Source organism: Roseibium aggregatum (assembly GCF_017309185.1).
Classification (GTDB): Bacteria; Pseudomonadota; Alphaproteobacteria; order Rhizobiales; family Stappiaceae; genus Roseibium; species Roseibium aggregatum_B.
On record NZ_JAEKJZ010000005.1, the window covers coordinates 111811 to 133106 of the forward strand.

Below are 21296 nucleotides of genomic sequence, written 5' to 3' on the forward strand. Positions count from 1 at the left end.
AGTCATCGCCACGTTTTTCTGTAGGAACCGGTCGTCTGCTGTCCACCCTCGGACAGGGCTTTCAGGGCAGCGATCGAAGCACTCGCGTCAGCTCCGCCCGACAGTCCGTCGACGGCCTTGCGGAACGCGCTCACGACGCTGGCGATATAGGCCTTGCCACGTTGCCGCCCCTCGATCTTCAAAGCCGTCACACCGGCCTTTGCAAGCTCTTCCAGCAGTTCGAAGGCGTTCAGGCTGACCGGATCTTCAAACAGGTACCCGGTATGTCCGAGTGCGGAAAAGCGTCCCTTGCAGAGAGTTGGGTACCCGGCGGGCTCACCTCGTTCGAAACAATCGATCGTAAAACCGCCAAGACGCGCTTTCATCCGTCCTGCCCGGTCTTCCGCGTAATCGACGTGATCGGGTGGCGAACAGACGCCGGTCAGGTTGGGCGACTTGCCGGTCGCGTAAGACGACAGTGAGCAGCGTCCTTCGGTCATGACGCACAGGCCGCCGAAGACAAAGACCTCCGTTTCCACATCGATTTCGCGGTTGAGAGCCGCAATTTCCGGAACGCTGAAGACTCGTGGCAGCACCACCCGCCTGACACCAAATGTTTCTGTATAAAACCCGATCGCCTCGGGGGTGTTGGCCGCGGCCTGAACGGAGAGATGCAGGCGCACGTCCGGGTGTTTGTCCGCCGCATGGTCCAGGACGGCGATGTCGGCGGCAATGATCGCATCCGCGCCGCAGGCGGCGGCATTGTCGACGGCTTGTTTCCAGAGGCCGGTGTTTCCGGCCTGCGCGAATGTATTGATAGCAACCAGAACCTTGGCGCCTCGCTCGTGTGCGTAGGCGACGCTCACGGACAGTTCCTCGGGAGAGAAATTCAGACCTGGAAAATTCCGGGCATTGGTCTCGTCGGCGAAACCGCAATAGATCGCGTCAGCGCCGGCATCGGCGGCCGCCCGCAAGGTGGCGGGCGTTCCCGCAGGACAGACCAGCTCCATCCGTCTTTCACTTGCCGCGGTCATGAGTGCCGCCCTGAAAGCTTGTCGCGCCGCTCAGCTCCCGCAGACGCAAGGCATCGAGCCTGCGCAAGCACCCGGCTGCCGATATCGTTGATCCATCCGGCCGCGGGGGCGCCGAGGCCGAGAAATTCGCCAGGCGTCAGGTCGGCCTCTTCCAGCGTGTTGCGCAAGGCAAGCACATATTCGGTCTTGCCCTCGATTCTGAGATCCCGGGAGAAGAACATGGCGTCGCCGTCATATGTTCCGTCCAGAAGACCAAGCAGCACCAGGAGCGGGGCTCTTATCACTGCCTGCGCATCGCCGATTTCGTCTTTACCGCAGAGGGTAACCCTTGAATCGATCGCATCGAGCGAGAGCAGGAAGGCGTGAGGCAGGTCTTCCGGGACGATCGCGATCGGTACATGGACGACTGTGCCCAGGCGGCGCAAGAGATCCGGCCGTCGCGCCACCAGACGGCGGGTCAGCAGCGTGAGAAACGTCTCCATCGGCAATCTCGGAAGTGGCGCGATCAGTGTGGAGACGAAAGGCGGGAGGCTGAGGACGGAAACTGGATCTTGCATGCGGGCTCTCATTTTTCGCGACAGACCCTATTCCCTCCTCCGGTGGGGGAGACTTGATTTTGATCAAGGTTGTTCCCGGACGGTTCCCCGATACCGGCAAGTCAGACAGGCGCTTTCCCGCCACCATCCCTCCCACCCGATCGGTCCCTTCATGTCCGGCCGTGATCTGCCGCCTTTTCGGAACTTGACGGAATTTTGCGCGTTTCTGGGCGATGCAGGCGATATTCTGCGCGTCGGGAATCCTGTCGACGTCAGACTTGAAGCGACTGCATTGCATCGGAAAGCGCTTCAACGCGCCGGCCCTGCGTTGCTCCTGGAGACGCCTGTCGGAGGCGGTGTGAAGCGATTTGCCGCACCCCTTCTGGTCAACCTGTTCGGGACCCGCAAAAGGGTTGCCAACGGGTTGGGACTTCATCCGGAGAACTTGCGGGAGCTGGGGGAGTTCCTTGCTTCACTCCGCGCCCCCACGCCACCGGCTTCGCTGCGAGAACTCCACAAACTCTTTCCGGTGGCCAGGGCCGGTTTGAACACACGCCCTAAACGGGTGTCCTTCGACAGGAAACTCAAGACGGTCGAGCCGGACCTGACGCAATTGCCCGTGCAGACCTGCTGGCCGGACGATGCGGGACCCCTGATTACCTGGGGTATCGTGATGACGCGACCGCCCGGGGAAGACGACCCGCGTGGCTACAATCTCGGGGTCTACAGGATGCAGGTCCTCGGGCCGGACACCGCCATCGTGCGATGGCTGCCGTTTCGCGGCGGCGCCGGGCATTACCGGCAATGGCGGGACGAGGGCAAGGTCATGCCAGTCGCCGTCGTGATCGGTTGCGACCCGGCAACGCTGCTGGCCGCGGTCCTGCCCGCGCCGGGCAATATCAGCGAACTCGCGCTTGCCGGCATCTTCAACGGTGCCTCTTCCCGGCTGTCGCCCTGCAGCACGATCGACATGCATGTTCCCGAAGGGGCCGAAATCGTTCTGGAAGGCGAAGTCCACCCCGGGGAGATGGCGATGGAAGGGCCTTTCGGCGATCACACGGGTTATTACAACGACCCGGCATCCTATCCGCTGTTTCGTCTGCGAGCCCTGCGCATGCGCGACGATGCGGTCTATCTTTCCACGTTCACCGGACGCGCCCCGGACGAACCTTCCGTCATCGGCGAGGCCATGACCGATCTCTTCCGTCCGATCCTGCGGCAGGCGCTGCCGGAGGTCGTGGATGTGTTCCTGCCACCCGCCACCTGTTCCTATCGTGTCGCCATTCTGGCCATCGACAAATCCTATCCGGGCCAGGCGAAGCGGGCGATGATGGGATTCTGGTCGCTTTTGCCTCAATTCTCCATGACCAAATTCGTCATCGCGGTCGATCCTGACGTAGACATCCGCGACTGGGACGAGGTGATGTGGGCGGTGGCCACACGGTCCGATCCGGAGCGGGACATGATCGTTCTGGAAGGGACCCCGGTCGACCAGCTCGATTTCGCCAGTCCGCGCGAAGGCCTCGGCGGCAAGCTCGGGATCGATGCGACAGTCAAGATCGGCGTGGAAACCAGCCGGCCTTTCTCAGCCAAACTTGTGATGCCTGACGATGTGGAGGCACGCGCTGAAGCGCTGCTCGAAAGGCTGATGGGGTCAAAACACGCAAGGGAATCGGGTCGGTGAAAAGGGAAAGACGCGTCGTGGTTGGAATATCGGGTGCCTCCGGTGCCGTTCTTGCCCTGGAAGCTCTCAGGATGCTGGAGGAAATGAGGATCGAGCGCTACGTGACAGTCACCCCCGGCGCTGAGTTGACGATCGGCCACGAACTGGGCGCGGCCGCGCGGGAGGAGATCCGTTCGCTGGCAACCCGGGATCTGGCGCCGTCCGACCTGCTGGCGCCGATCGCAAGCGGGTCCTTCGAAATCGACGCCATGATTGTCGTGCCGTGTTCCATGCGCAGCCTCGCCGCCATTGCCTATGGAACAGGTGAGGGGCTGCTTGCGCGCGCGGCGGACGTTACCTTGAAGGAGCGTCGTCCGCTGGTTCTTGTCACGCGCGAGGCTCCGCTGCACGAAGGCCATCTGGAAGCCATGCTGAAAGTCACCCGCATGGGAGCCAGAGTGACACCGCCGGTTCCACCGTATTATGCTGGACTTGAGGACCTGGACGACATGAACCGGCAGATTGCCGCGCGTGCGTTGGCGACAGCGGGGCTCGACTCAGGAACGCATTTGCGCCGCTGGACCGGTTCAAACGTGATCTCCCGGCGGTGAAAAGCCCTCGTTTGACCAAAGTCAAGTGCGGCAGTCACGCCGGCTGATAAATTATGACTATAAAACTCCGGTTAAGGCAGCTCACCTTTGAGACCCTTCCTGACAGGAGCCACCACCTTCATCCTCAGCCGACCGTATCCGGCCGTCTGAATTCACAGCCAGCTTCGAGCGAGCCATTCCCGCCGCCCTAGGGTACGGACTTATGAAATTCAGTTTTCAGGTCGACGGGAAATGGCTGTTTCCAAGACGCAAAATCGCAGGAAACCCGGGAGGTTTTCAAGATTTTGGAACGCAGGAGACAGCCATTTCCCGATCGATCCCAAGGACGTCAATTCGGCTTTGGAGAGCAGCGTCAAAACCCTTGATCCATGCACCCGCATGGTTCTGCAGGCTTTTTCTCGCTCTCCTGTGCCGGATTGACGCCTGAAAGCTGAATTTTACGGGTCCGTACTCTAGAGGCGACTGCTCTCACCGGTCAGGATTTGAACCGGGAAACTTGGAGCAATTGACATGACCTTCGGAACTCGATTGACCCGGCGCGGCGCGCTTTCGTTTCTGGCCGCCGGTGTTGCGGCGCCCCTGCTGCCCGCGTCCGCGCAAGCTGCCCGGTTGGAAACGCTTGCGCTGTTCGGCCCGCCCGCCGGACCTTCCGTCACACTCGCCCATGCCGTCGCAAGCGGTGGGTTCTCGGGTGTTGCCGGCGAAGCGATCTTTACGGCCTGGCGGAACCCGGACGAATTGCGGGCCGGTCTGACGTCGGGAAAAATCGGGCTGTCCGTCGTTCCGGTACAGGCGGCGGCGAACCTCTATAACCGCGGCTTCCCGATTCGCCTCGCCAACGTCATGACCAACGGGCTCCTGTACGTCATCAGCGAAGACAAGAGCGTGAGTGCGGTCGCGGATCTGAAGGGGCATAGCATTGCCGTGCCGTTCCGGGGCGACACCCCGGAGATCATTTTCGCGCAGCTTCTTGCGCACAATGGTCTGGAGCCCGGAAAAGACCTGGAAATCACTTATGCCGGAACACCCATCGAGGCGATGCAGTTGCTGCTCTCCGGCAGGGTCGAAACGGCGCTCACCGCCGAACCCTCGACCACGGCCGGAATACTGCGCGGCCGCAAGGCCGGAAAGCCGGTGTCCCGGGTCATCGATCTGCAAAAGGCCTGGGGTGAAATGACCGGTGCGGCTGCCGTCGTCCCTCAGGCGGGGCTGGCGGTAACGCAAGGTTTCATGGACGCAAGTGGAGACCTGCTCCCGGACATCCTTTCGGTGCTGCAAACCGCGACCTCTGAGGTTCTTCAGAACCCGGCTGAAGCGGCGAAGGAAGCGACCGAGGCGCTTGGGTTGCCCGCTCCTCTTCTCGCGGCATCGATTCCACACTGCAACCTCGTCGCCCGGCCTGCAAACGAGGCCCGCAACGATATCGAGCGCATGCTCAACGCCATGGCGGGAGAGGGCATGAAACGGATTGGCGGAAAATTGCCCGACGACGGTTTCTACCTCTGAGCATCCTCCGATCCTGCCTTCCGGTTCACCTATCAAGACCATTCGCGAATGCCCAAAATACTGCAACAGAGCCTCTTTGAACGACTGGCGGACAGGACCGGCAGGGTTCTGGAGTTTCTTTGGTCCGGCTGGGCGGGACTTGCCGCGCTATGCCTCCTGGCGGCCGTCTGGCAGGCGGGTCACGAGGCCTATGGCCCGTTCATCCTGACGTCTCCGGTTGAGACGCTGCGGGCGGCCGGCGCCCTGGCGGCTGATCCGGATGCCTGGACGGTCGGCCTGAAAACGCTCCAGCGCGCCGTCACGGGTTTCGCCCTGGTTGCGGTCGTGGGTGGCGCGCTGGGCATTGTTGCCGGGTACTCGCCGGCCACAATGCGGCTGGCCTCGCCTCTGGTAACCGTGATCCTGGGCGTCCCGCCGATCGCCTGGATCGTGCTGGCCATGATCTGGTTCGGCGGATCGGACGCAACCGTGCGCACCGTCATTCTGGTTGCCGCATTGCCGGTCGTGTTCCTGGGAGCGGCTCGCGGGATCGTGACACGCGACCGGGGGCTCGACCGGATGGCCCGGGCATTCGGAGCGGGCCCGGTAAGACGTTTCGTCTCTGTAGGGCTGCGACAGACGACAACCACGCTGTTCCCGGCGCTCGCTCTGGCACTCGGAACCTCCTTCAAGGTTGCTGTCATGGCCGAACTCCTGGCGAATGCCGGCGGCATCGGCGGCGCACTGGCCGACGCACGGATAAACCTCGACATCGCGAACGCGCTTGCCTGGGTGGTGATATCCGTCGGACTGCTGATCGTCGTCGAATACACGCTCATCTACCCGGTCAAGGGGGAGTTGGACCGATGGCGTCGGGCCGCACAGCCATGGGGGATAAAACGGTGATTGCCCTGAACCTCAAGGGCGTCGGGCATGCCTATCTCGGGCGGACCGTGCTTGACGGTATCGATCTCGCAATCGCGGAAGGAGAGATCGTTGCCCTGGTCGGACCGTCCGGATGCGGAAAGTCCACCTTGGCGCATATCGCGGCGGATCTGATCGAGGCGCGCGCGGGCCGGATCGACCGCGGCTACCGCCGTCACGCAATGATCTTCCAGGAGCCGTCCCTGCTGCCTTGGGCAACCGCGGAAGGCAACGTCGCGTTTTCACTCAAGCTGGCCGGAGTTCCGCGCCGCGAGAGAGCTGGCCGGATAGTCGAAACCGCGGAGCGCGTTTCGCTTCTGCCGGAGGATCTGAAGAAATTTCCCGTCGAACTCTCCGGTGGCATGAAACAAAGGGTGGCGATCGCCCGGGCCCTGGCGGTGCGTCCGGATTTCGTTTATTTCGACGAGCCGTTCACCGCGCTCGATGTCGCTCTGCGCCGCCGGATGCAGGATCTCGTCAAGGAGACCTGCGCGGGCGGACAGCTTTCCGGATTGTTCATCACCCACGATCTTCAGGAGGCCGCGCGGCTGGCGGACAGGATCGCGGTCCTCGACAGTCACGGAAAAGGCGTGCTTGGCGTCCGGATCGTTCCTTCCGCAAGGCCTGGCTGGGATGACACGGCGGTCTTCGATTGGGTTCAATCGGCGCTGAAGCACGACCCGTTGTTTCGTCATATCCACGATGTCGATGAAAGGCAGATCGCATGAGCTGCGGACCGGTTTGCGAAACGACCCCGCATCCGGCACCTGCGGGTCTCTGGAACATCCTCGGCGACGAAGGGTTCCGGCTGTTTTTCCCGCTTGGGGCTGCCTACGCGGCGCTCTGGCCGTTTCTCTGGGTGCTCGCCTTCGGCTTCGATCTTCCGCTCGCGCGCGAGGTGCCGCCGTCGCTCTGGCATGCCAATGAGATGCTTGTCGGCGCGTTCGGAGCCGCCCTGGCCGGATTTCTGACAACCGCCGCCCCGGAATGGACCGATACCGCACCGATCAAAGGCCGGAACCTGTGGCTGTTGGCCGCTCTCTGGGGCACCGGCCGTGCGGTCGGACTGTTCGGCTGGGACGGTCTCGGGGCGCTCGGCGCTCTGGCGGATCTTGCCTGGATGACAGCACTTCTCCTTTATCTGCTGCAACTTTCCTGGCAGCAGCGGACCGACAGGCTGCTTGCTTTCGCAGCCTGGCTCGCGATCCTGCTCGGTTGCGTCCTGGCGGCGCGCGCAGGATTCTGGGAAGGAAACACCGGCCTTGCCTCGCGGGCGCTAAATCTGGCCGGCCTGGCCTTTCTCGGCCTGTTGGGCCTAGCGCTGAGCCGGATCACGGTTCCCGTTACAAATCTGGTCCTTGATCCGAGTGAAAAGACCTCGCCGTTCCGGCCGCATCCCGGTCGTCTCAATCTCGCTCCGGGGCTGGTTCTAGTTGCCATGGTGGGCGAGATTGCCGGGCTCAGTCCCGCCGTGTCCGGCTTCCTGATGATCGCGGCGGGCGCCGCCTTCGTGGACCGGGTCGCCGAAGCGTTCATCGGCCGCGCGGCGTTCCGGTCGGAGATCCTGATGCTGGCCGGTTCGTCGGCTCTCGCCGGAGCCGGCCTGATGCTCGCCGGCGCGGCCAGACTCGGCGCGCCCTGGCCGGAAATCACCGGCCTTCACCTTGCGTTTCTCGGCGGACTTGGTCTTGGGGTCTACGCGGTGTTTTGCATCGCCGGAAAGCTGCACACGGGCCAGCCTCTCGGTCAGGCTTTTTCGGTGCGGATCGGCGCGCTGTGTGTGGGCCTGTCGGCATTCCTGCGCATCGCGCCGGATTTCGGGTTCGATCTCCCGGGACCTCATCTAGGCATGGCCGTTGTCTTTTGGTCTGCGGCGTTCCTGCTCTGGCTTCGAAACTTCTGGCCGATGTTAAGCCGCATCGACCGTGCCGGCGGCGACTGAGGTCTTTTGCATCCTGTCCGTGGCCGCTCGTTACCGCCCAGGCCAATGGGCTTTGAGAACAGCCGGGTCCGTGTCGATATGTCCTGCACCGATCAGCTCAAGGCAATAGGGAACGGCGGCAAAGACGGCGTTCAGGCAGACGCCGATGCTGCCGGGCGATCCCGGCAGGTTGAGGATGAAGGTCGTGCCGCGCACACCGGCGGTCTGGCGCGACAGGATCGCGGTGGCGACGTGTTCCAGGCTGGCGCGGCGCATCAGTTCGCCGAAGCCGGGGAGCTCTTTCGTCAGGACAGCCTGGGTCGCCTCGGGTGTCAGGTCGCGCGGCGCGGGGCCGGTGCCGCCGGTCGTCAGAACCATGTCGCAGGACTTTGAATCGCATAGCTCGACGAGCGTGTCGCGCGTCGTTTCGAAGCCGTCGGCGATGATGATACGGTCGATCTGCATCGGTGTCGCAACGGTCCGCCGCAGCCACTCTTCCACCGCCGGCCCGCCCCGGTCCTCGTACTCGCCCCGGGAAGCCCGGTCGGAGATCGTCAATATGGCGATACGCATTCCGGTTATCCTCCGAGGGTCGACATGGCCCGCGACAGTCCGCTTACGGTATCCTCACCGATGTGGAAGGCATGCCCCCGGGGCTTGGCGTAAACCGCTTCGCGGATCAGCTGGGCGACCCTTTCATTGCCGTCGGACTGCCGCAAAGCCTCTCGCAGCGGCCGGCCACCTTCATGGCCCAGACACGTGTAGAGTTCTCCGGTGCAGCTGAGGCGGATCCGATTGCAGTCTGAACAGAAATCGCACGACATCGGCGTGATGAAACCGAGCCTTCCGCCGGTTTCATGCAACCGGAAATACTTGGCGGGACCACCGGTCGTGTGCCGCACAGGTGTCAGGGTCCAGCGATCTTCCAGCCGCTGGCGAAGGTCTGAGAGCGGAAGGAAACTGCGGCTGCGGCAGGACGGCGTACCTCCGAGCGGCATTTCCTCGATCAGTGTCAGGTCCATGCCACGCTGGTGGGCAAAGCGGATTAGGTCGTCCAGTTCTTCCTCGAACGCCCCTTTCTGGGCGACCGCATTGAGCTTGACGCCGAGACCGGCGTTCTGCGCCGCGTCCAGGCCGGCTAGGACGCGGTCGATGTTTCCCCAGCGCGTGATTGCCCGGTATCTGTCGGCATCGAGCGTATCCAGCGAGACATTCACACGCCGCACCCCGCAGTCGGCGAGTTTCGCGGCATGGCTGGAAAGAAGCGATCCGTTCGTCGTCAGCGTCACTTCGTCCAGGTCGCCGTTATCGAGGTGCCGCGAGAGGTTCTCGAACAGGCTCATGACGTTCTTGCGAACCAGAGGCTCACCACCGGTGAGCCGGATCTTGCGGACACCGTGATCCATGAAAATGGTCGAGAGCCGGTAAAGTTCTTCCAGCGACAGGAGATCCTTGCGCGGCAGGAACGTCATGTTCTCCGACATGCAATAGCTGCAGCGCAGGTCGCACCGGTCCGTCACCGAGAGGCGGAGATAGGTCGCGGTCCGTCCGAACCGGTCTCCAAGCGTGCAATCGGGAAGTGTCGGATCATGCATTGGCGGCAATCCGCTGCGCAGGGCTGGTGACCTTGAGGCACCAGTCCAGGACCGGATCGAGCATGGGCGGCAATTCCTCGGAGAGATCTCCGGTGAAGAGGCGCCAGGCGTCCAGATATGGCGGGCGCACGGCCGTAAGGACCGGGATGGACAGCTCGACCGCCCGTCCGATGAGCTGACGGAACCCTTCTCCTTCCTGCTCGCCTTTGCCGAACCGGTTGAGGAAAAGAAGGTCTGGGCCGTCTTCCAGCTCCGACAGGAGGCACGCCGTGATTTCGGCGAGACCGCGAGGATCCAGCCGACACCCCTGCGAACCGCTGCCCAGAGGCTGTGAGATTTCGATCGTCTCTCCGGTCGAAATCAGCTCCAGCCCCATGTCCGCACAGCAGGTATCGCCATGGGCGGCACGGCGCTGCAGAACGCCCGCGACGCGCACGCCCTGTTGTTTCAGCCGGGCGGCGGCTGTCTCCAGCAGACAGTCGACCGCTTCGCCCTGGTCCGCCCTGATGGCGCCGCAAAGCGCGATGTGTTCGGTCATTCTATTGGTCCGGTCAGATGATTGGACGGAAGAACAGTGCGTCATGCACTGCGTGGCTCCTGGCCATTTCCCTTTCATTTTTTGCGCAACCGCCATGACTTTGGTCAAGAAGGCCGCTTTCAGCGAGTGCTACTTCGCTTGTCAGGAGAAGGGGGCGGAGAATGCCGGCGCTGAGCAAAAGGGCCTTTTTACGAGGCCGTTTCAAAGAGGAAAATATCATCCGGCCTCCGGGTACGGACGAGCACGTCGCCGACCTGTGCAATCGGTGCGGCGACTGCGCGAAGGCATGTCCCCGGCACATCATTTCGTTCGACCGGGAGGGGCTGCCGACAGTCGACCTGAGCGCGGAGGCATGCCTTTTTTGCAGTGCCTGCGCCGACGCCTGCGAGCCGGCAGCGATCCGGCCCGCGACCGCCTGGAACGTGCGCGCGCAAATGTTGCCGAACTGCCTTTCCTATAACGGCATCGCCTGCCGCGCGTGTGAAGATCATTGCGAAGAACGGGCCATCCGGTTTCGGCTCATGACCGGAAGCCGGTCGGTCCCCGTCGTCGATACGGAAACGTGTACCGGGTGTGGCGAATGCGCCGGCGCCTGTCCGACTGCTTCCATCAGCTTCTACGAATACAAAGCCCATGGGGACACTCAATGCTGAATATCTGCGGCTGCCTCGTCCATGTGAAACCGGGAATGAGCCAGGACGTCATTCCGGCGATTGCCGGCATGGCCGGATGCGAAGTGCATGCTCACGAGAACGGACGGCTCGTCGTCACCGTTGAGGACACGGATGGCAAACGGGCGTCGGACCAGATCATGGACATGCATCAGATCCCCGGGGTCCTGACGATCACGCTGACTTACCATCATTTCGAACCGCATGGCCCGTCCGCGGCCGAAGCGCCTGCGCTCTGAGGAGGCAAAGATGACACTTGATACTTCCCGTCGTTCCTTTCTGAAGGCGTCTGCCGCCGCGGCGACAGCTTCCGCCGCCGGCATCGCACTGCCGGAAACGGCAGCGGCGCAGGCCGGTACGCCCGATATCCGCTGGGACAAGGCGGCTTGCCGTTTTTGCGGTACCGGCTGTTCTGTGCTTGTCGGCACCAAGGACGGCCGCGTCGTCGCCACGCAAGGCGATCCCATGGCGCCGGTCAACCGGGGCCTCAACTGCATCAAGGGGTATTTCCTCTCCAAGATCATGTACGGCGAGGACCGCCTCAGGACACCGCTTCTGCGCAAAACCAACGGCGTCTACGACAAGAACGGCGAATTCACGCCCGTTTCCTGGGACGAAGCCTTCGACATCATGGCCGAGAAGTGGAAGAAGGCGCTGAAGGAAAAAGGTCCTGAAGGCATCGGCATGTTCGGCTCCGGCCAGTGGACGGTCTGGGAAGGTTATGCCGCTTCCAAGCTGATGAAGGGTGGCTTCCGCTCCAACAACATCGACCCGAATGCGCGCCACTGCATGGCGTCCGCCGTTGCCGGGTTCATCCGGAGCTTCGGCATTGATGAGCCGATGGGCTGCTACGACGATCTGGAGCATGCCGACACGTTCGTCCTGTGGGGCTCCAACATGGCGGAGATGCACCCGATCCTCTGGTCCCGTCTGACCGACACGCGTCTGACGAAGCCGGGTGCGGAGGTGCATGTCCTGTCCACGTTCGAGCATCGTTCCTTCGAACTTGCCGACAACGGCATGATTTTCGTGCCGCAGACCGATCTGGCGATTCTCAACTATATCGCCAACTACATCATTCAAAACGATGCGGTGAACTGGGACTTCGTGAACAACCATGTGAATTTCACGAAAACCAACACGGATATCGGTTACGGCCTGCGTCCTCAGCACCCGCTGGAGCAGGCAGCATCCAACCCTGCGCATGACGGCAAGCACGGCAAGATGGAAGGCATCTCCTTTGACGAGTACAAGGAGTATGTTTCCGAATATACGCTGGAGAAAGTGTCCGAACTGTCCGGTGTGCCGGCCGCCCAGCTTGAGCGTCTGGCGGCCCAGTATGCCGATCCCAACCGCAAGGTGATGTCGCTGTGGACCATGGGCTTCAATCAGCACACCCGCGGCTCCTGGGTCAACTCGCTGATGTACAATGTGCATTTGCTGGTCGGCAAGATTTCGGAACCCGGCAACTCGCCGTTCTCGCTTACGGGACAGCCTTCGGCTTGCGGCACCGCTCGCGAGGTCGGCACCTTCGCCCACCGCCTGCCGGCGGATCTGGTTGTGGCCAATGAAGCGCACCGGACCTACTCGGAAGAAAAGTGGAAACTGCCGAAGGGGCTGTTGAACGGCAAGGTCGGCGCCCATGCCGTGCTGCAGCACCGCAAGCTCAAGGATGGCGACATCAACGCCTATTGGGTCCAGTGCACCAACAACATGCAGGCCGCGCCGAACATGAACGAGGAAGGCTATCCGGGATACCGCAATCCGGACAACTTCATCGTTGTTTCCGATCCCTACCCGACGGTGACAGCCGTGGCGGCCGATCTGATCCTGCCGACGGCGATGTGGGTGGAAAAGGAAGGTGCCTATGGCAACGCCGAGCGCCGCACCCAGTTCTGGCGCCAACAGGTCAAGGCGCCGGGCGAAGCGCGGTCCGACGTCTGGCAGGTGATGGAGTTCTCCAAGCGCTTCACCACCGACGAAGTCTGGCCGGCGGAAATTCTGGAGGCCAACCCGGACTACAAGGGCAAGACCCTTTACGAGGTTCTGTACGCCAACGGCCAGGTCGACAAATACCCGCTGTCGGAGACCGCGGAAGGCTTCGACAACGACGAAAGCGAGTATTTCGGTTTCTATGTCCAGAAGGGCCTGTTTGAGGAATACGCGTCCTTCGGCCGGGGCAAGGCGCACGACCTTGCCGATTTCGACACCTATCACAAGGCTCGCGGGCTTCGTTGGCCGGTGGTCGACGGCAAGGAGACCCTGTACCGCTTCCGCGAGGGCTACGATCCCTATGTGAAGGAAGGGGAAGGCGTCAGGTTCTACGGCAAGAAGGACGGCAGGGCCAGTATCATCTTCGCGCCTTACGAACCGGCGGCGGAAACGCCGGATGATGAATATGACCTGTGGCTGGTCACCGGACGCGTTCTGGAACACTGGCACTCGGGCTCCATGACGCGCCGTGTGCCGGAACTGCACCGGTCCTTCCCGTCCGCGGTTGTCTTCATGCATCCCGACGATGCGAAGGATCGCGGATTGCGCCGGGGGCAGGAAATCAGCATTTCGACCCGCCGCGGGGATGTGTTGAGCCGTGTCGAAACACGTGGCCGCAACAAGGTGCCGAAAGGCGTCGTGTTCTTCCCGTGGTTCGACGAGAGCCAGCTGGTCAACAAGCTGACGCTCGACGCCACCTGTCCGATTTCCAAGGAAACCGACTTCAAGAAGTGCGCCTGCAAGGTCGCGCGCGCCTGATTGCCAAGGCAGAAATCCATGCCCGCCAAGAACACCAACAAACCCGCCAACCCGGACCGCCGCCGTTTCATGACAGATACGGCGCGCGGTGCCGCGGGCTGCGCCCTTGCCGGCATGGGTCTGGCCTGGCTTGCGCGGGATGCGCGTGCGCTTCCCGCGACCGCGATCAGACCGCCTGGAGCGCTGGCGGAAGAGGACTTTCTCTCCGCCTGCATCCGTTGCGGACTCTGTGTCCGGGACTGCCCGTACGACACGCTCAAGCTGGCCGAACTGGGTGAGGATGGCATGGCAACGGGCACGCCTTTTTTCACTGCCCGGGATGTGCCTTGCGAAATGTGCGACGACATTCCCTGCGTCGGGGCCTGCCCGACCGGTGCGCTCGACAAGGACCTCGACCGGATCGATGACGCCGACATGGGCGTGGCTGTTCTGATCGATCTGGAGAACTGCCTGAATGCGCTGGGGCTGCGCTGCGATGTCTGCTACCGGGTCTGCCCGCTCATAGATGAAGCCATCACGCTGGAACAGTCGCACAACCCGCGGTCGGGCCATCACGCGATTTTCATGCCGACGGTGCATGCGGACAAATGCACGGGCTGCGGCAAATGCGAGAAATCCTGTGTGCTCCCGAACGAAGCCGCGATCAAGGTTCTGCCGGCGCGGATTGCACGCGCCGACGCCGCCGAGCACTACAGGTTGGGGTGGGAGGAAAAGCAGCCTCTCGTCGATGAGCTGATCGATCTGCCCGACCGGCTTCCGGGGCCCGGAACGGATAATCTCGAGGCGCCGGGAGGCTTCGTCGATGGCTTCAAGCCGTCGTTCACGCTGCCAGGCGGGAGCGCGGGGCAATGAGTGCAAAGACACATTCTCCCGTCGGCTATGAGGCCGCTCGCGTGAAAGGCTGGCTTGGCGCGCACAGGTTTCTCCTGCTGCGCCGCGTCTCGCAGGTCTTCTTCCTCGGTCTGTTCCTCCTCGGCCCCTGGTTCGGCATCTGGTGGGTGAAAGGAAATCTTGCCGGCTCGCTCACCTTCGACACGCTGCCACTGACGGATCCGTTTGTTCTGCTGCAGTCCCTGGCTGCCGGCCACCTGCCGGAACTCACCGCGATTTTCGGCGCCCTCATTGTCGCGATGGTCTACGCGCTGATCGGTGGGCGGGTCTATTGCAGCTGGGTGTGCCCGATCAATCCGGTAACGGATGCCGCGAGCTGGCTGCACCGCCGTCTGGACCTGCCGAAAGGCTGGCAACCGAAACGCCAGACGCGGTTTTTCATGCTTGGCATGGTCGTTGCGGTCTCAGCAGTGACCGGCACCATCGCCTGGGAATTCGTCAACCCGGTGTCCATGGTTCATCGCGGTCTGATCTTCGGAATGGGATTCGCGTGGTCCTTTGTGATCGGTGTCTTTCTGTTCGACCTGATCCTGGCCCGTCGGGGCTGGTGCGGGCACCTGTGTCCGGTCGGTGCCTTCTACGGACTTCTCGGCGAGCGTTCGCTACTACGCGTTTCCGCCCATAACCGGCAGGCTTGCGACAACTGCATGGATTGCTTCGCCGTCTGCCCGGAAAGCCAGGTCATTTCGCCTGCCTTGAAGGGAAAGACCGGCGAGACACCGCTGATCCTCTCCCCGGACTGCACGAATTGCGGACGATGCATCGACGTCTGTGCGGTCGACGTTTTCGCCTTCACCCATCGTTTTGACGATCGCGTCAAGAACACTGTCTCACAGGCGGTGGACGCACCAACCGAACATTCCGTTTGAACGGAGCAACGGAGAATAGAGATGAAACTGCCACTCCTTGGGGGACTTTCAGCCCTCGCGATCTCTACGGTTCTGATAGGCTTTGCCTTGGCCCAGTCTGCAGGAACAGTCCAAAGTCTGCGGGGAGGCGAGTTGCAGGAGACGCTGCCGGCCGACCAGGTTCACAAGCAGATCGAAGGCCGCATGCCGCGAAACTACCGGCAGCAGCCGCCGCTCATCCCGCACTCCGTCACTCAGTATCAGATCGATATGCGCACCAATCAGTGCCTCGGCTGCCACGACTGGACGGTCGCGGGGGAACGCGGGGCGCCAACCTTGTCCATGACCCACTATCTGGACAGGGAGGGCAACCAGCTCGACAGCGTCGCCGGTACACGCTGGTTCTGCAACCAGTGTCACGTTCCCCAGGCGAATGCTCCGGAACTCGTCGGCAACGATTTCGAACCATCCAGCAAAGTGCGCTAACGCGGGAACAGGAGACACACAAGCATGTCCGATCCGCAAGATACACCGAAACAAGGTCTGATCCGCAGGCTTTGGAACGGTTTCTGGAGCCCGGTTTCGGCCTTCAGCGTAGGGTTTATCGTTATAGGGGGCTTCCTTTTGGGGATTGTCTTCTGGGGTGGTTTTCACTGGACACTGGAACTGACCAACACCGAGGAATTTTGTGTCTCCTGCCATACTATGGAGACCAACCTCGGCGAATACCGCGAAACCATCCACTACAACAATCACTCCGGTGTCCGGGCCATCTGCTCAGACTGCCACGTTCCGCACGAGTGGCAGCACAAGGTCAAGGCGAAGATCATGGCGGTCAAGGATGTCTACCATGAGCTCGTGGGAACGATCAGCACGCCGGAAAAATATGAGGCACACCGTCTGAAGATGGCGTCTGCCGTGTGGCGCAAAATGAAGGCCTCCGACAGCCGTGAATGCCGCAACTGCCATTCCTTCGACTACATGGATTTCACGATTCAGGAGAACCGGGCGGCGGCCGAGCATCAAAAGGCCATTGACGAGAATATGACCTGTATCGATTGCCACCAGGGCATCGCCCATGAACTGGCGCCCGGCTCGCTGCAGGAATATCGCCGTGTGGTCGATCAGCTGGCCGGGAACGCTCCGAAAACCGGAGAATCCAGAAACGTCGCTCAAATGCGCTCCTTTGTCGGAAACATCTCCGACTGACGCTCCTCAAGGAGCGCCGCCGATGCAAGGCGGCGCTCGCCCACCTCATGATTTTCAGGAAAAGGCCTCAGCATGCTCGATCTACTTGGAACCATCGGGGGAAATGTCCTCAGCTTTCCCGGTATCTTTGGTCTTGGTCTGGGGATGATGACCAGAAACTGGATCCTCGCATCGATCATGGGGGGCATCGTCGGTGTGATGGAAACACTGGTTTTCACAGGGTTCCACGTGTCCGAAATCAGGCTTGTGGACCTGGCTGTCGCCGTCATCGTCGGTGTTCTGGCTGGAAGTCTCGGATGTGCGATAAGACACAGGGGCGCGACCGTTTAAGGCGCGACCGGGGCGGGGCTCTTGAAACGGGTCCCGTTCCCGGTGCGGTCAGATACGAAACCTGTCGGTCGCCGGACCGAGACCCTTACCGGTACGGACCGCACCGGCCCTGGCGTTGGCTGTAACTCGGTTGGAATGAACTCGATGCGATCGGAAAGGATTTCGGTCGGCCGTTCGCTGGAGATTGCGCACACGCACGCCAAACGGGTAGCGAGGGGCCGGTTTCGGAACCGGCCGAGCTGCGGTTTGGCCTGAAAGCAGAACTTTATGGGTCCGTACGCTAAAGTCCCATATCCGCGCGGAACGGGTAGAACCGCAGCGGGCTTCCCGGCGCCACCTCGGCGCATTTGGGACCGACGACGCCCAGGCCATCTGCCTCGATCAACGGCATCAGCCGTGCGGACCCTGCCCGGCCTGTTTTTTCCAGCAGCGGCAAACCCTCTTCCGTGGAGCCGACGATGTTGCAGGGGAAAAACTCCTGACGACCCGGCCTGCGTTTCCAGCTGAAGGCGGCCCTGGCATGCTGAACGAGAGGATCGCGGCGCATCGCGCCACACAATTCCTCCAGGATCGGCCGGCCCAGGAGCAGAAAATCGACAAAACAGGCAAGAGGGTTTCCGGGCAGCCCCAGATAGACGGCCTTGCCGATCCTGCCGAGAGCGACCGGCTTGCCGGGTTTGATCGCCATGCGCCAGTTTTCAATCGCGCCGCCGGCCTGAACCACCGCCGATTTCAGATGATCCTCTTCTCCGACCGAGACACCCCCGGACGTGACGATCATGTCGTGATCCCGCGCAGCCTCTTTCAGGGTTTGCGCGATGAGATCCCGGTCGTCCCTGATAATTCCCAGGTCTGTCGTCTCGACCGCGTTGGAAGCAAGCAGGGTCTTCAGCATCGGGCGATTGGTGTCGAAGATATGTCCCGGCCCCATGCCGACGCCCGTATCGCGCAGTTCGTTCCCGGTTGAAAGCACGGCGACCCGCACTTTTCTGACGACACAGACCCGCTGGTAGCCGCTCGCGGTCAGAAGGGCGGTATGGCGGGCGTCGAACCGCGTGCCGCCCCGCACCAGAATGTCGTTGGCTTTGACGTCCTCGCCGGCGCGGCGGATATTGTCGCCTTCCGGCACATCGAAGGTCGGCGTGACGGCGCCGTCCGACACGGTCGCATGCTCCTGCATCACGACCGCTTTCGTGCCGCTGGGGGTCGGCGCGCCCGTCATGATGCGAACGGCCTCGTTCTCCCCGATCCGGCCGCCTTTCACGCTGTCGCCGGCAATCAGCCTGCCGACGATCCTGAAGGGTCTCCGGCCGCTGCCTCCCAGCGCAAATCCATCGACTGCCGAATGCTCATGGATCGGCAGCGAGAAGAGCGAAATGGTATCGCCGAAACTCACCCGTCCTGCGGCTTCGGGCAGTGCCACGTCCTCGGTTTCGGATATCGTGCTGCAAAGACCGACGGCGCTGGCCACGGCTTCCTCGACGGTCGAGAGCTTCTTGTCCCGAACGCTGTCGCAACACTCCGCGTAAGTGGTCTCTTTCATGGCTGTCGTTCCCGAAATCCGTCGATGCTCTGGTCTGAAATCTGACAGAAGCTTAGAGAGTTCCGCAGCAAATCCCCTTGATCACGGTCAAGCGCTGCCGGGTGTCACTTGTTTCTTTATTTCGTAAAAAGCCTTGTGCGTCGAGCAATCAAGATTTCAATTTCTCGAACAGCAACCGCAAGAAGTTCAAGGGACCGCCATCCGCTTTGCGGTAGCCAACTTATTGCGTCTTTTTCCGACAAACGATCATTTGAGAAAACTCTTTCAACGCAGCAGCGCATGTTCTTGGAAGGCCAGTTCCCACTACAGAGAGCAATGTCTGAGCCGGGCCACAGCCTCCGGAAAGAAATCGAAGCAAAGTCTTTTCGGCTGAAGGTCGCTTTTTTCGACCTCGTCCAAGTAGACGAACCGTACGAGGTTTGCGGTTCAGCGAGACACTGTGAGCGCCTTCATCATCATGTTCATGATCGTAGCTCTTGGGCTCCGAGCGCTGCACCTTGAGGAACGCCTCGCCAACCGCTTTCCCTTTCGCATCGTTTGGACGGTTTGAAATCCATCTGGTGCTCGGACAACGAATGCATCTCAGTTTAGGTGCCGAAGGAATATTATGGTGTCTGTCACGATGGCACTTTGTCCTTCCGGTCCAGTCGTCATGCGGGAGATGGGGCATACGCAACAACGCTGCCAAGTGCTCTCTACAAGTTCCAGAGATGCAAGCGTGTCCTCGGCAGTGGGATACACCGTGTCTTCCGGTGCCCAGGACCATGGAGCTCTCGATCCGTGGTCCACGATCAAAAGATGTCCACCCGTGTCAACAGCATCTGCGGCCTGTCGCAAGACTTTCGCGCGCGGCCAATCTTGAGGTGCGTGCAAAAAGCTCGCGGTAACCAGATCGAAGGAGCCCTGCGGGAAGGACACGGCAAGATCGTGTTCTTCGAACCGCAGATTTTCGGAAACGCCCGCCTGTCGCGCATTCTTCGCGGCAAGGTCAAGCGCGACTGAGGAGACATCGACCGCCGTTACTTGCCATCCCCGCCGCGCCAGCCAGATCGCATCGTCACCTTTCGCGCAGCCAAGCTCCAAAACGGTGCCTGGCGTGAGCGGCGCAGTGAATTGAGCCAGGGCCGTGCCCGGTCGGCCGGACGAGGTTGAGGATCCTTTGCGGTAATGGTCGTTCCAGAATTTTTTTCGCGTTGCCGTCTGCATGGGAAGCTCCTTCAGGCGCCAAGTGTTAAGTCGGGATCGAATATCAGGGAACGATGCGCAGCTCCCCCAGCTATGACGCCTGCCGCTGCGGCGAGTGTTGCGTTCGGCATCGGGCTGGCCACATCACCGGCGGCAAAAACGCCGGGGATCGAAGTCGCCTGCGTCTCATCCACGTCTAGATACAAACCGGTTGGTCCGGGTTTGGTCGCACAATTCAACTGTTCTGCAAGGTCACACGACGGGGAAGTCTGCGGTGCCAGAAACAGAGCGTTCAGCGGGATCCTGCGGCCGTCGACGAGTTGAACGGCCTCCAGAGATGGGCCAGGACCAAGTAGTTTTGCAACTGGTACGTTTTCGATTTTCACACCACGCGCCGCTAGGTTTTCGGCCTGCTTCGGGTCAGGGTTGAACGAGCGCTGCGTGAAAAGGGTCGTCGGCCCCCAATCCGGCAGTAGCATCGCTTGATGCTGGGCGATGCCATCCCGGGCCAGAACCCCGATCGGCTGATTGTTCAATTCGTAACCGTGGCAATAGGGGCAATGGAGCACCGAGACGCCCCAGCGTTCGGATAGCCCCGGAAGGTCTGGCAAGCTGTCCCGTACCCCATAGGCGAGGATGATGCGGCGTCCCGTCTTTTCTGTGCTACCTGCCAAGGAAATGCGAAAACGCGCTCCTTCTCGGACAGCAGCCTCCGACTGCTCCTCTCGAAAGTCGACAGTGGGATAAGCCGCGAGTTCGCTGCGCAGCGTGGCCAGGATAGCTGCTGGCTGTCTCCCGTCCTGCCCCGGAAACCCATGCGATGACGCGGAAAACCGATTGCGTGGCGTGCCTGTATCAACGATCAGGACGCGCCGGCGGGCACGGGCGAGCTGCATGGCGGCGGACAGGCCCGCGAAGCTGCCGCCAATTATGATGACATCGTAGTCCAAGATTATGCCTCCATGTATCATTAAGTGTTACGAGAGTTTTTGCCTGAAGGCAAGACATGAAACTTTGATTGTTGCGTGACAGGTGATAGGGAAGGAAAAGCTAGAAAAGGACCGTCATAGATGCCCCGCGATTTACGCATGTCTCGCATGCTGCACGTCTTGATCCACCTGGACCGGCACGTAGAACGCGCGACGTCGGATCAGATCGCGAAAATGATCACGACCAATGCCGTGGTGGTTCGCCGCATGATGGCTGGGTTACGGGAGAGAGGAATTGTAACTTCGGAAAAAGGTCACGGCGGAGGCTGGCAGCTCGCGCGCCCCTTGACCGAGATATCCTTGTGCGATGTTTACGAGGCCGTCGGTCGTCCGCCCCTGTTTAATTTCGGCTCGGAAGCAGAGCCGGCAAATTGCCTGGTTGAGCAAGCCGTTGATGCCAGACTTGAGGCAACACTGTTGGAAGCCGAGGAGCGCCTGTTGGAACAGTTCTCGCAGATAGCGGTTGAAGAATTGGCCCAGGATTTCGAGCGTCGTTTCGAAGGAATTCGATCAGCTGAGAGACAGTCTTGTTCCACAATTTCGGAAAAATCTTAGGCATATCGGGATATGCCTGCGATACCCAATTGAATGGA

23 protein-coding genes are annotated in these 21296 nt (G+C 61.5%); 15 read left to right on the forward strand and 8 right to left on the reverse strand.

All coding sequences use genetic code 11. The annotated features are described in order from the left end of the window. Window positions 1–2 precede the first annotated feature (2 nt). Both ubiU and ubiT read right to left on the reverse strand, forming a co-directional pair. Entirely contained in the window at window positions 3–989 is a 987-nt protein-coding gene (gene ubiU, locus JF539_RS20355) for a ubiquinone anaerobic biosynthesis protein UbiU (RefSeq protein ID WP_207142862.1), read from the reverse strand. Window positions 990–1009: 20 nt separating this feature from the next. Then, window positions 1010–1570: a ubiquinone anaerobic biosynthesis accessory factor UbiT gene (gene ubiT, locus JF539_RS20360; protein ID WP_207142578.1), complete on the reverse strand. Its 561-nt coding sequence runs from the start codon at window positions 1568–1570 to the stop codon at window positions 1010–1012. Between the two features lie 151 nt (window positions 1571–1721). Between ubiT and JF539_RS20365 the strand changes: the two genes are divergently transcribed. From JF539_RS20365 to JF539_RS20390, 6 genes are all read left to right on the forward strand, one after another. Continuing rightward, complete coding sequence (locus JF539_RS20365) at window positions 1722–3233, forward strand: UbiD family decarboxylase (protein WP_207142579.1); 1512 nt, start codon at window positions 1722–1724, stop codon at window positions 3231–3233. A gap of 17 nt (window positions 3234–3250) precedes the next feature. Continuing rightward, entirely contained in the window at window positions 3251–3823 is a 573-nt protein-coding gene (locus JF539_RS20370) for a UbiX family flavin prenyltransferase (RefSeq protein WP_328809278.1), read from the forward strand. Window positions 3824–4333: 510 nt separating this feature from the next. Further along, entirely contained in the window at window positions 4334–5329 is a 996-nt protein-coding gene (locus JF539_RS20375; protein ID WP_207142581.1) for an ABC transporter substrate-binding protein, read from the forward strand. A gap of 48 nt (window positions 5330–5377) precedes the next feature. Then, a complete protein-coding gene (locus JF539_RS20380; protein WP_207142582.1) occupies window positions 5378–6214 on the forward strand; it encodes an ABC transporter permease in 837 nt (278 codons plus the stop codon). Further along, window positions 6175–6960 (forward strand): ABC transporter ATP-binding protein, encoded by a 786-nt coding sequence (locus JF539_RS20385; protein WP_236042584.1) that lies wholly within the window; start codon window positions 6175–6177, stop codon window positions 6958–6960. The genes JF539_RS20380 and JF539_RS20385 overlap by 40 nt, the downstream gene beginning before the upstream one ends. Beyond that, a complete protein-coding gene (locus JF539_RS20390) occupies window positions 6957–8174 on the forward strand; it encodes an NnrS family protein (protein WP_207142583.1) in 1218 nt (405 codons plus the stop codon). Before JF539_RS20385 ends, JF539_RS20390 begins: the two co-directional genes overlap by 4 nt. Window positions 8175–8204: 30 nt before the next feature. Here the strand turns inward: JF539_RS20390 and mog are convergent, their stop codons facing one another. The 3 genes from mog to JF539_RS20405 are packed head-to-tail and all read right to left on the reverse strand — an operon-like array spanning window position 8205 to window position 10286. Next, complete coding sequence (gene mog / locus JF539_RS20395) at window positions 8205–8726, reverse strand: molybdopterin adenylyltransferase (protein WP_207142584.1); 522 nt, start codon at window positions 8724–8726, stop codon at window positions 8205–8207. A gap of 5 nt (window positions 8727–8731) precedes the next feature. Beyond that, window positions 8732–9748 carry a GTP 3',8-cyclase MoaA gene (moaA, locus tag JF539_RS20400; protein ID WP_207142585.1) on the reverse strand — a complete coding sequence of 339 codons (1017 nt, stop codon included), beginning with the start codon at window positions 9746–9748 and terminating at the stop codon, window positions 8732–8734. Beyond that, window positions 9741–10286 (reverse strand): DUF2478 domain-containing protein, encoded by a 546-nt coding sequence (locus JF539_RS20405; protein ID WP_207142586.1) that lies wholly within the window; start codon window positions 10284–10286, stop codon window positions 9741–9743. Before JF539_RS20405 ends, moaA begins: the two co-directional genes overlap by 8 nt. A gap of 161 nt (window positions 10287–10447) precedes the next feature. Between JF539_RS20405 and JF539_RS20410 the strand changes: the two genes are divergently transcribed. The 8 genes from JF539_RS20410 to JF539_RS20445 all read left to right on the forward strand — a co-directional run bounded on the left by JF539_RS20410 (window position 10448) and on the right by JF539_RS20445 (window position 16986). Beyond that, window positions 10448–10939 (forward strand): ferredoxin-type protein NapF, encoded by a 492-nt coding sequence (locus JF539_RS20410; protein WP_207142587.1) that lies wholly within the window; start codon window positions 10448–10450, stop codon window positions 10937–10939. Further along, entirely contained in the window at window positions 10933–11196 is a 264-nt protein-coding gene (locus JF539_RS20415; protein ID WP_207142588.1) for a chaperone NapD, read from the forward strand. Before JF539_RS20410 ends, JF539_RS20415 begins: the two co-directional genes overlap by 7 nt. A gap of 10 nt (window positions 11197–11206) precedes the next feature. After that, window positions 11207–13708 carry a nitrate reductase catalytic subunit NapA gene (gene napA, locus JF539_RS20420; protein ID WP_207142589.1) on the forward strand — a complete coding sequence of 834 codons (2502 nt, stop codon included), beginning with the start codon at window positions 11207–11209 and terminating at the stop codon, window positions 13706–13708. A gap of 18 nt (window positions 13709–13726) precedes the next feature. Beyond that, the gene (gene napG, locus JF539_RS20425; protein WP_207142590.1) at window positions 13727–14560 is read left to right on the forward strand and encodes a ferredoxin-type protein NapG; all 834 of its coding nucleotides are present in this window, start codon (window positions 13727–13729) and stop codon (window positions 14558–14560) included. Continuing rightward, window positions 14557–15468 (forward strand): quinol dehydrogenase ferredoxin subunit NapH, encoded by a 912-nt coding sequence (napH, locus tag JF539_RS20430; RefSeq protein WP_207142591.1) that lies wholly within the window; start codon window positions 14557–14559, stop codon window positions 15466–15468. Before napG ends, napH begins: the two co-directional genes overlap by 4 nt. A gap of 21 nt (window positions 15469–15489) precedes the next feature. Then, entirely contained in the window at window positions 15490–15933 is a 444-nt protein-coding gene (locus JF539_RS20435; protein WP_207142592.1) for a nitrate reductase cytochrome c-type subunit, read from the forward strand. 24 nt (window positions 15934–15957) lie between these two features. Further along, entirely contained in the window at window positions 15958–16656 is a 699-nt protein-coding gene (locus tag JF539_RS20440; RefSeq protein ID WP_207142593.1) for a NapC/NirT family cytochrome c, read from the forward strand. Between the two features lie 72 nt (window positions 16657–16728). Next, window positions 16729–16986 (forward strand): hypothetical protein, encoded by a 258-nt coding sequence (locus JF539_RS20445; RefSeq protein WP_207142594.1) that lies wholly within the window; start codon window positions 16729–16731, stop codon window positions 16984–16986. A 280-nt stretch (window positions 16987–17266) separates the two neighbouring features. Here JF539_RS20445 and JF539_RS20450 read toward each other — a convergent pair whose 3' ends face one another. From JF539_RS20450 to JF539_RS20460, 3 genes are all read right to left on the reverse strand, one after another. After that, window positions 17267–18529, reverse strand: coding sequence for a molybdopterin molybdotransferase MoeA (locus JF539_RS20450; protein ID WP_207142595.1), 1263 nt, complete (start codon window positions 18527–18529; stop codon window positions 17267–17269). Between the two features lie 582 nt (window positions 18530–19111). Next, window positions 19112–19735 (reverse strand): class I SAM-dependent methyltransferase, encoded by a 624-nt coding sequence (locus JF539_RS20455; RefSeq protein ID WP_207142596.1) that lies wholly within the window; start codon window positions 19733–19735, stop codon window positions 19112–19114. A gap of 11 nt (window positions 19736–19746) precedes the next feature. Beyond that, window positions 19747–20664: an NAD(P)/FAD-dependent oxidoreductase gene (locus tag JF539_RS20460; protein WP_207142597.1), complete on the reverse strand. Its 918-nt coding sequence runs from the start codon at window positions 20662–20664 to the stop codon at window positions 19747–19749. 120 nt (window positions 20665–20784) lie between these two features. On the opposite strand from JF539_RS20460, the gene JF539_RS20465 reads away from it, so the two are divergent. Continuing rightward, window positions 20785–21258: an Rrf2 family transcriptional regulator gene (locus JF539_RS20465; RefSeq protein ID WP_207142598.1), complete on the forward strand. Its 474-nt coding sequence runs from the start codon at window positions 20785–20787 to the stop codon at window positions 21256–21258. Window positions 21259–21296: the final 38 nt, after the last annotated feature.

Bases quoted from the DNA above. Each gene is read 5' to 3' on its own strand.
- ubiU (WP_207142862.1), bottom strand. From the start codon at position 989: ATGGAGCTGGTCTGTCCTGCGGGAACGCCCGCCACCTTGCGGGCGGCC.
- ubiT (WP_207142578.1), bottom strand. From the start codon at position 1,570: ATGCAAGATCCAGTTTCCGTCCTCAGCCTCCCGCCTTTCGTCTCCACA.
- JF539_RS20365 (WP_207142579.1), top strand. From the start codon at position 1,722: ATGTCCGGCCGTGATCTGCCGCCTTTTCGGAACTTGACGGAATTTTGC.
- JF539_RS20375 (WP_207142581.1), top strand. From the start codon at position 4,334: ATGACCTTCGGAACTCGATTGACCCGGCGCGGCGCGCTTTCGTTTCTG.
- JF539_RS20380 (WP_207142582.1), top strand. From the start codon at position 5,378: ATGCCCAAAATACTGCAACAGAGCCTCTTTGAACGACTGGCGGACAGG.
- JF539_RS20385 (WP_236042584.1), top strand. From the start codon at position 6,175: ATGGCGTCGGGCCGCACAGCCATGGGGGATAAAACGGTGATTGCCCTG.
- JF539_RS20390 (WP_207142583.1), top strand. From the start codon at position 6,957: ATGAGCTGCGGACCGGTTTGCGAAACGACCCCGCATCCGGCACCTGCG.
- mog (WP_207142584.1), bottom strand. From the start codon at position 8,726: ATGCGTATCGCCATATTGACGATCTCCGACCGGGCTTCCCGGGGCGAG.
- moaA (WP_207142585.1), bottom strand. From the start codon at position 9,748: ATGCATGATCCGACACTTCCCGATTGCACGCTTGGAGACCGGTTCGGA.
- JF539_RS20405 (WP_207142586.1), bottom strand. From the start codon at position 10,286: ATGACCGAACACATCGCGCTTTGCGGCGCCATCAGGGCGGACCAGGGC.
- JF539_RS20410 (WP_207142587.1), top strand. From the start codon at position 10,448: ATGCCGGCGCTGAGCAAAAGGGCCTTTTTACGAGGCCGTTTCAAAGAG.
- JF539_RS20415 (WP_207142588.1), top strand. From the start codon at position 10,933: ATGCTGAATATCTGCGGCTGCCTCGTCCATGTGAAACCGGGAATGAGC.
- napA (WP_207142589.1), top strand. From the start codon at position 11,207: ATGACACTTGATACTTCCCGTCGTTCCTTTCTGAAGGCGTCTGCCGCC.
- napG (WP_207142590.1), top strand. From the start codon at position 13,727: ATGCCCGCCAAGAACACCAACAAACCCGCCAACCCGGACCGCCGCCGT.
- napH (WP_207142591.1), top strand. From the start codon at position 14,557: ATGAGTGCAAAGACACATTCTCCCGTCGGCTATGAGGCCGCTCGCGTG.
- JF539_RS20435 (WP_207142592.1), top strand. From the start codon at position 15,490: ATGAAACTGCCACTCCTTGGGGGACTTTCAGCCCTCGCGATCTCTACG.
- JF539_RS20440 (WP_207142593.1), top strand. From the start codon at position 15,958: ATGTCCGATCCGCAAGATACACCGAAACAAGGTCTGATCCGCAGGCTT.
- JF539_RS20445 (WP_207142594.1), top strand. From the start codon at position 16,729: ATGCTCGATCTACTTGGAACCATCGGGGGAAATGTCCTCAGCTTTCCC.
- JF539_RS20450 (WP_207142595.1), bottom strand. From the start codon at position 18,529: ATGAAAGAGACCACTTACGCGGAGTGTTGCGACAGCGTTCGGGACAAG.
- JF539_RS20455 (WP_207142596.1), bottom strand. From the start codon at position 19,735: ATGCAGACGGCAACGCGAAAAAAATTCTGGAACGACCATTACCGCAAA.
- JF539_RS20465 (WP_207142598.1), top strand. From the start codon at position 20,785: ATGCCCCGCGATTTACGCATGTCTCGCATGCTGCACGTCTTGATCCAC.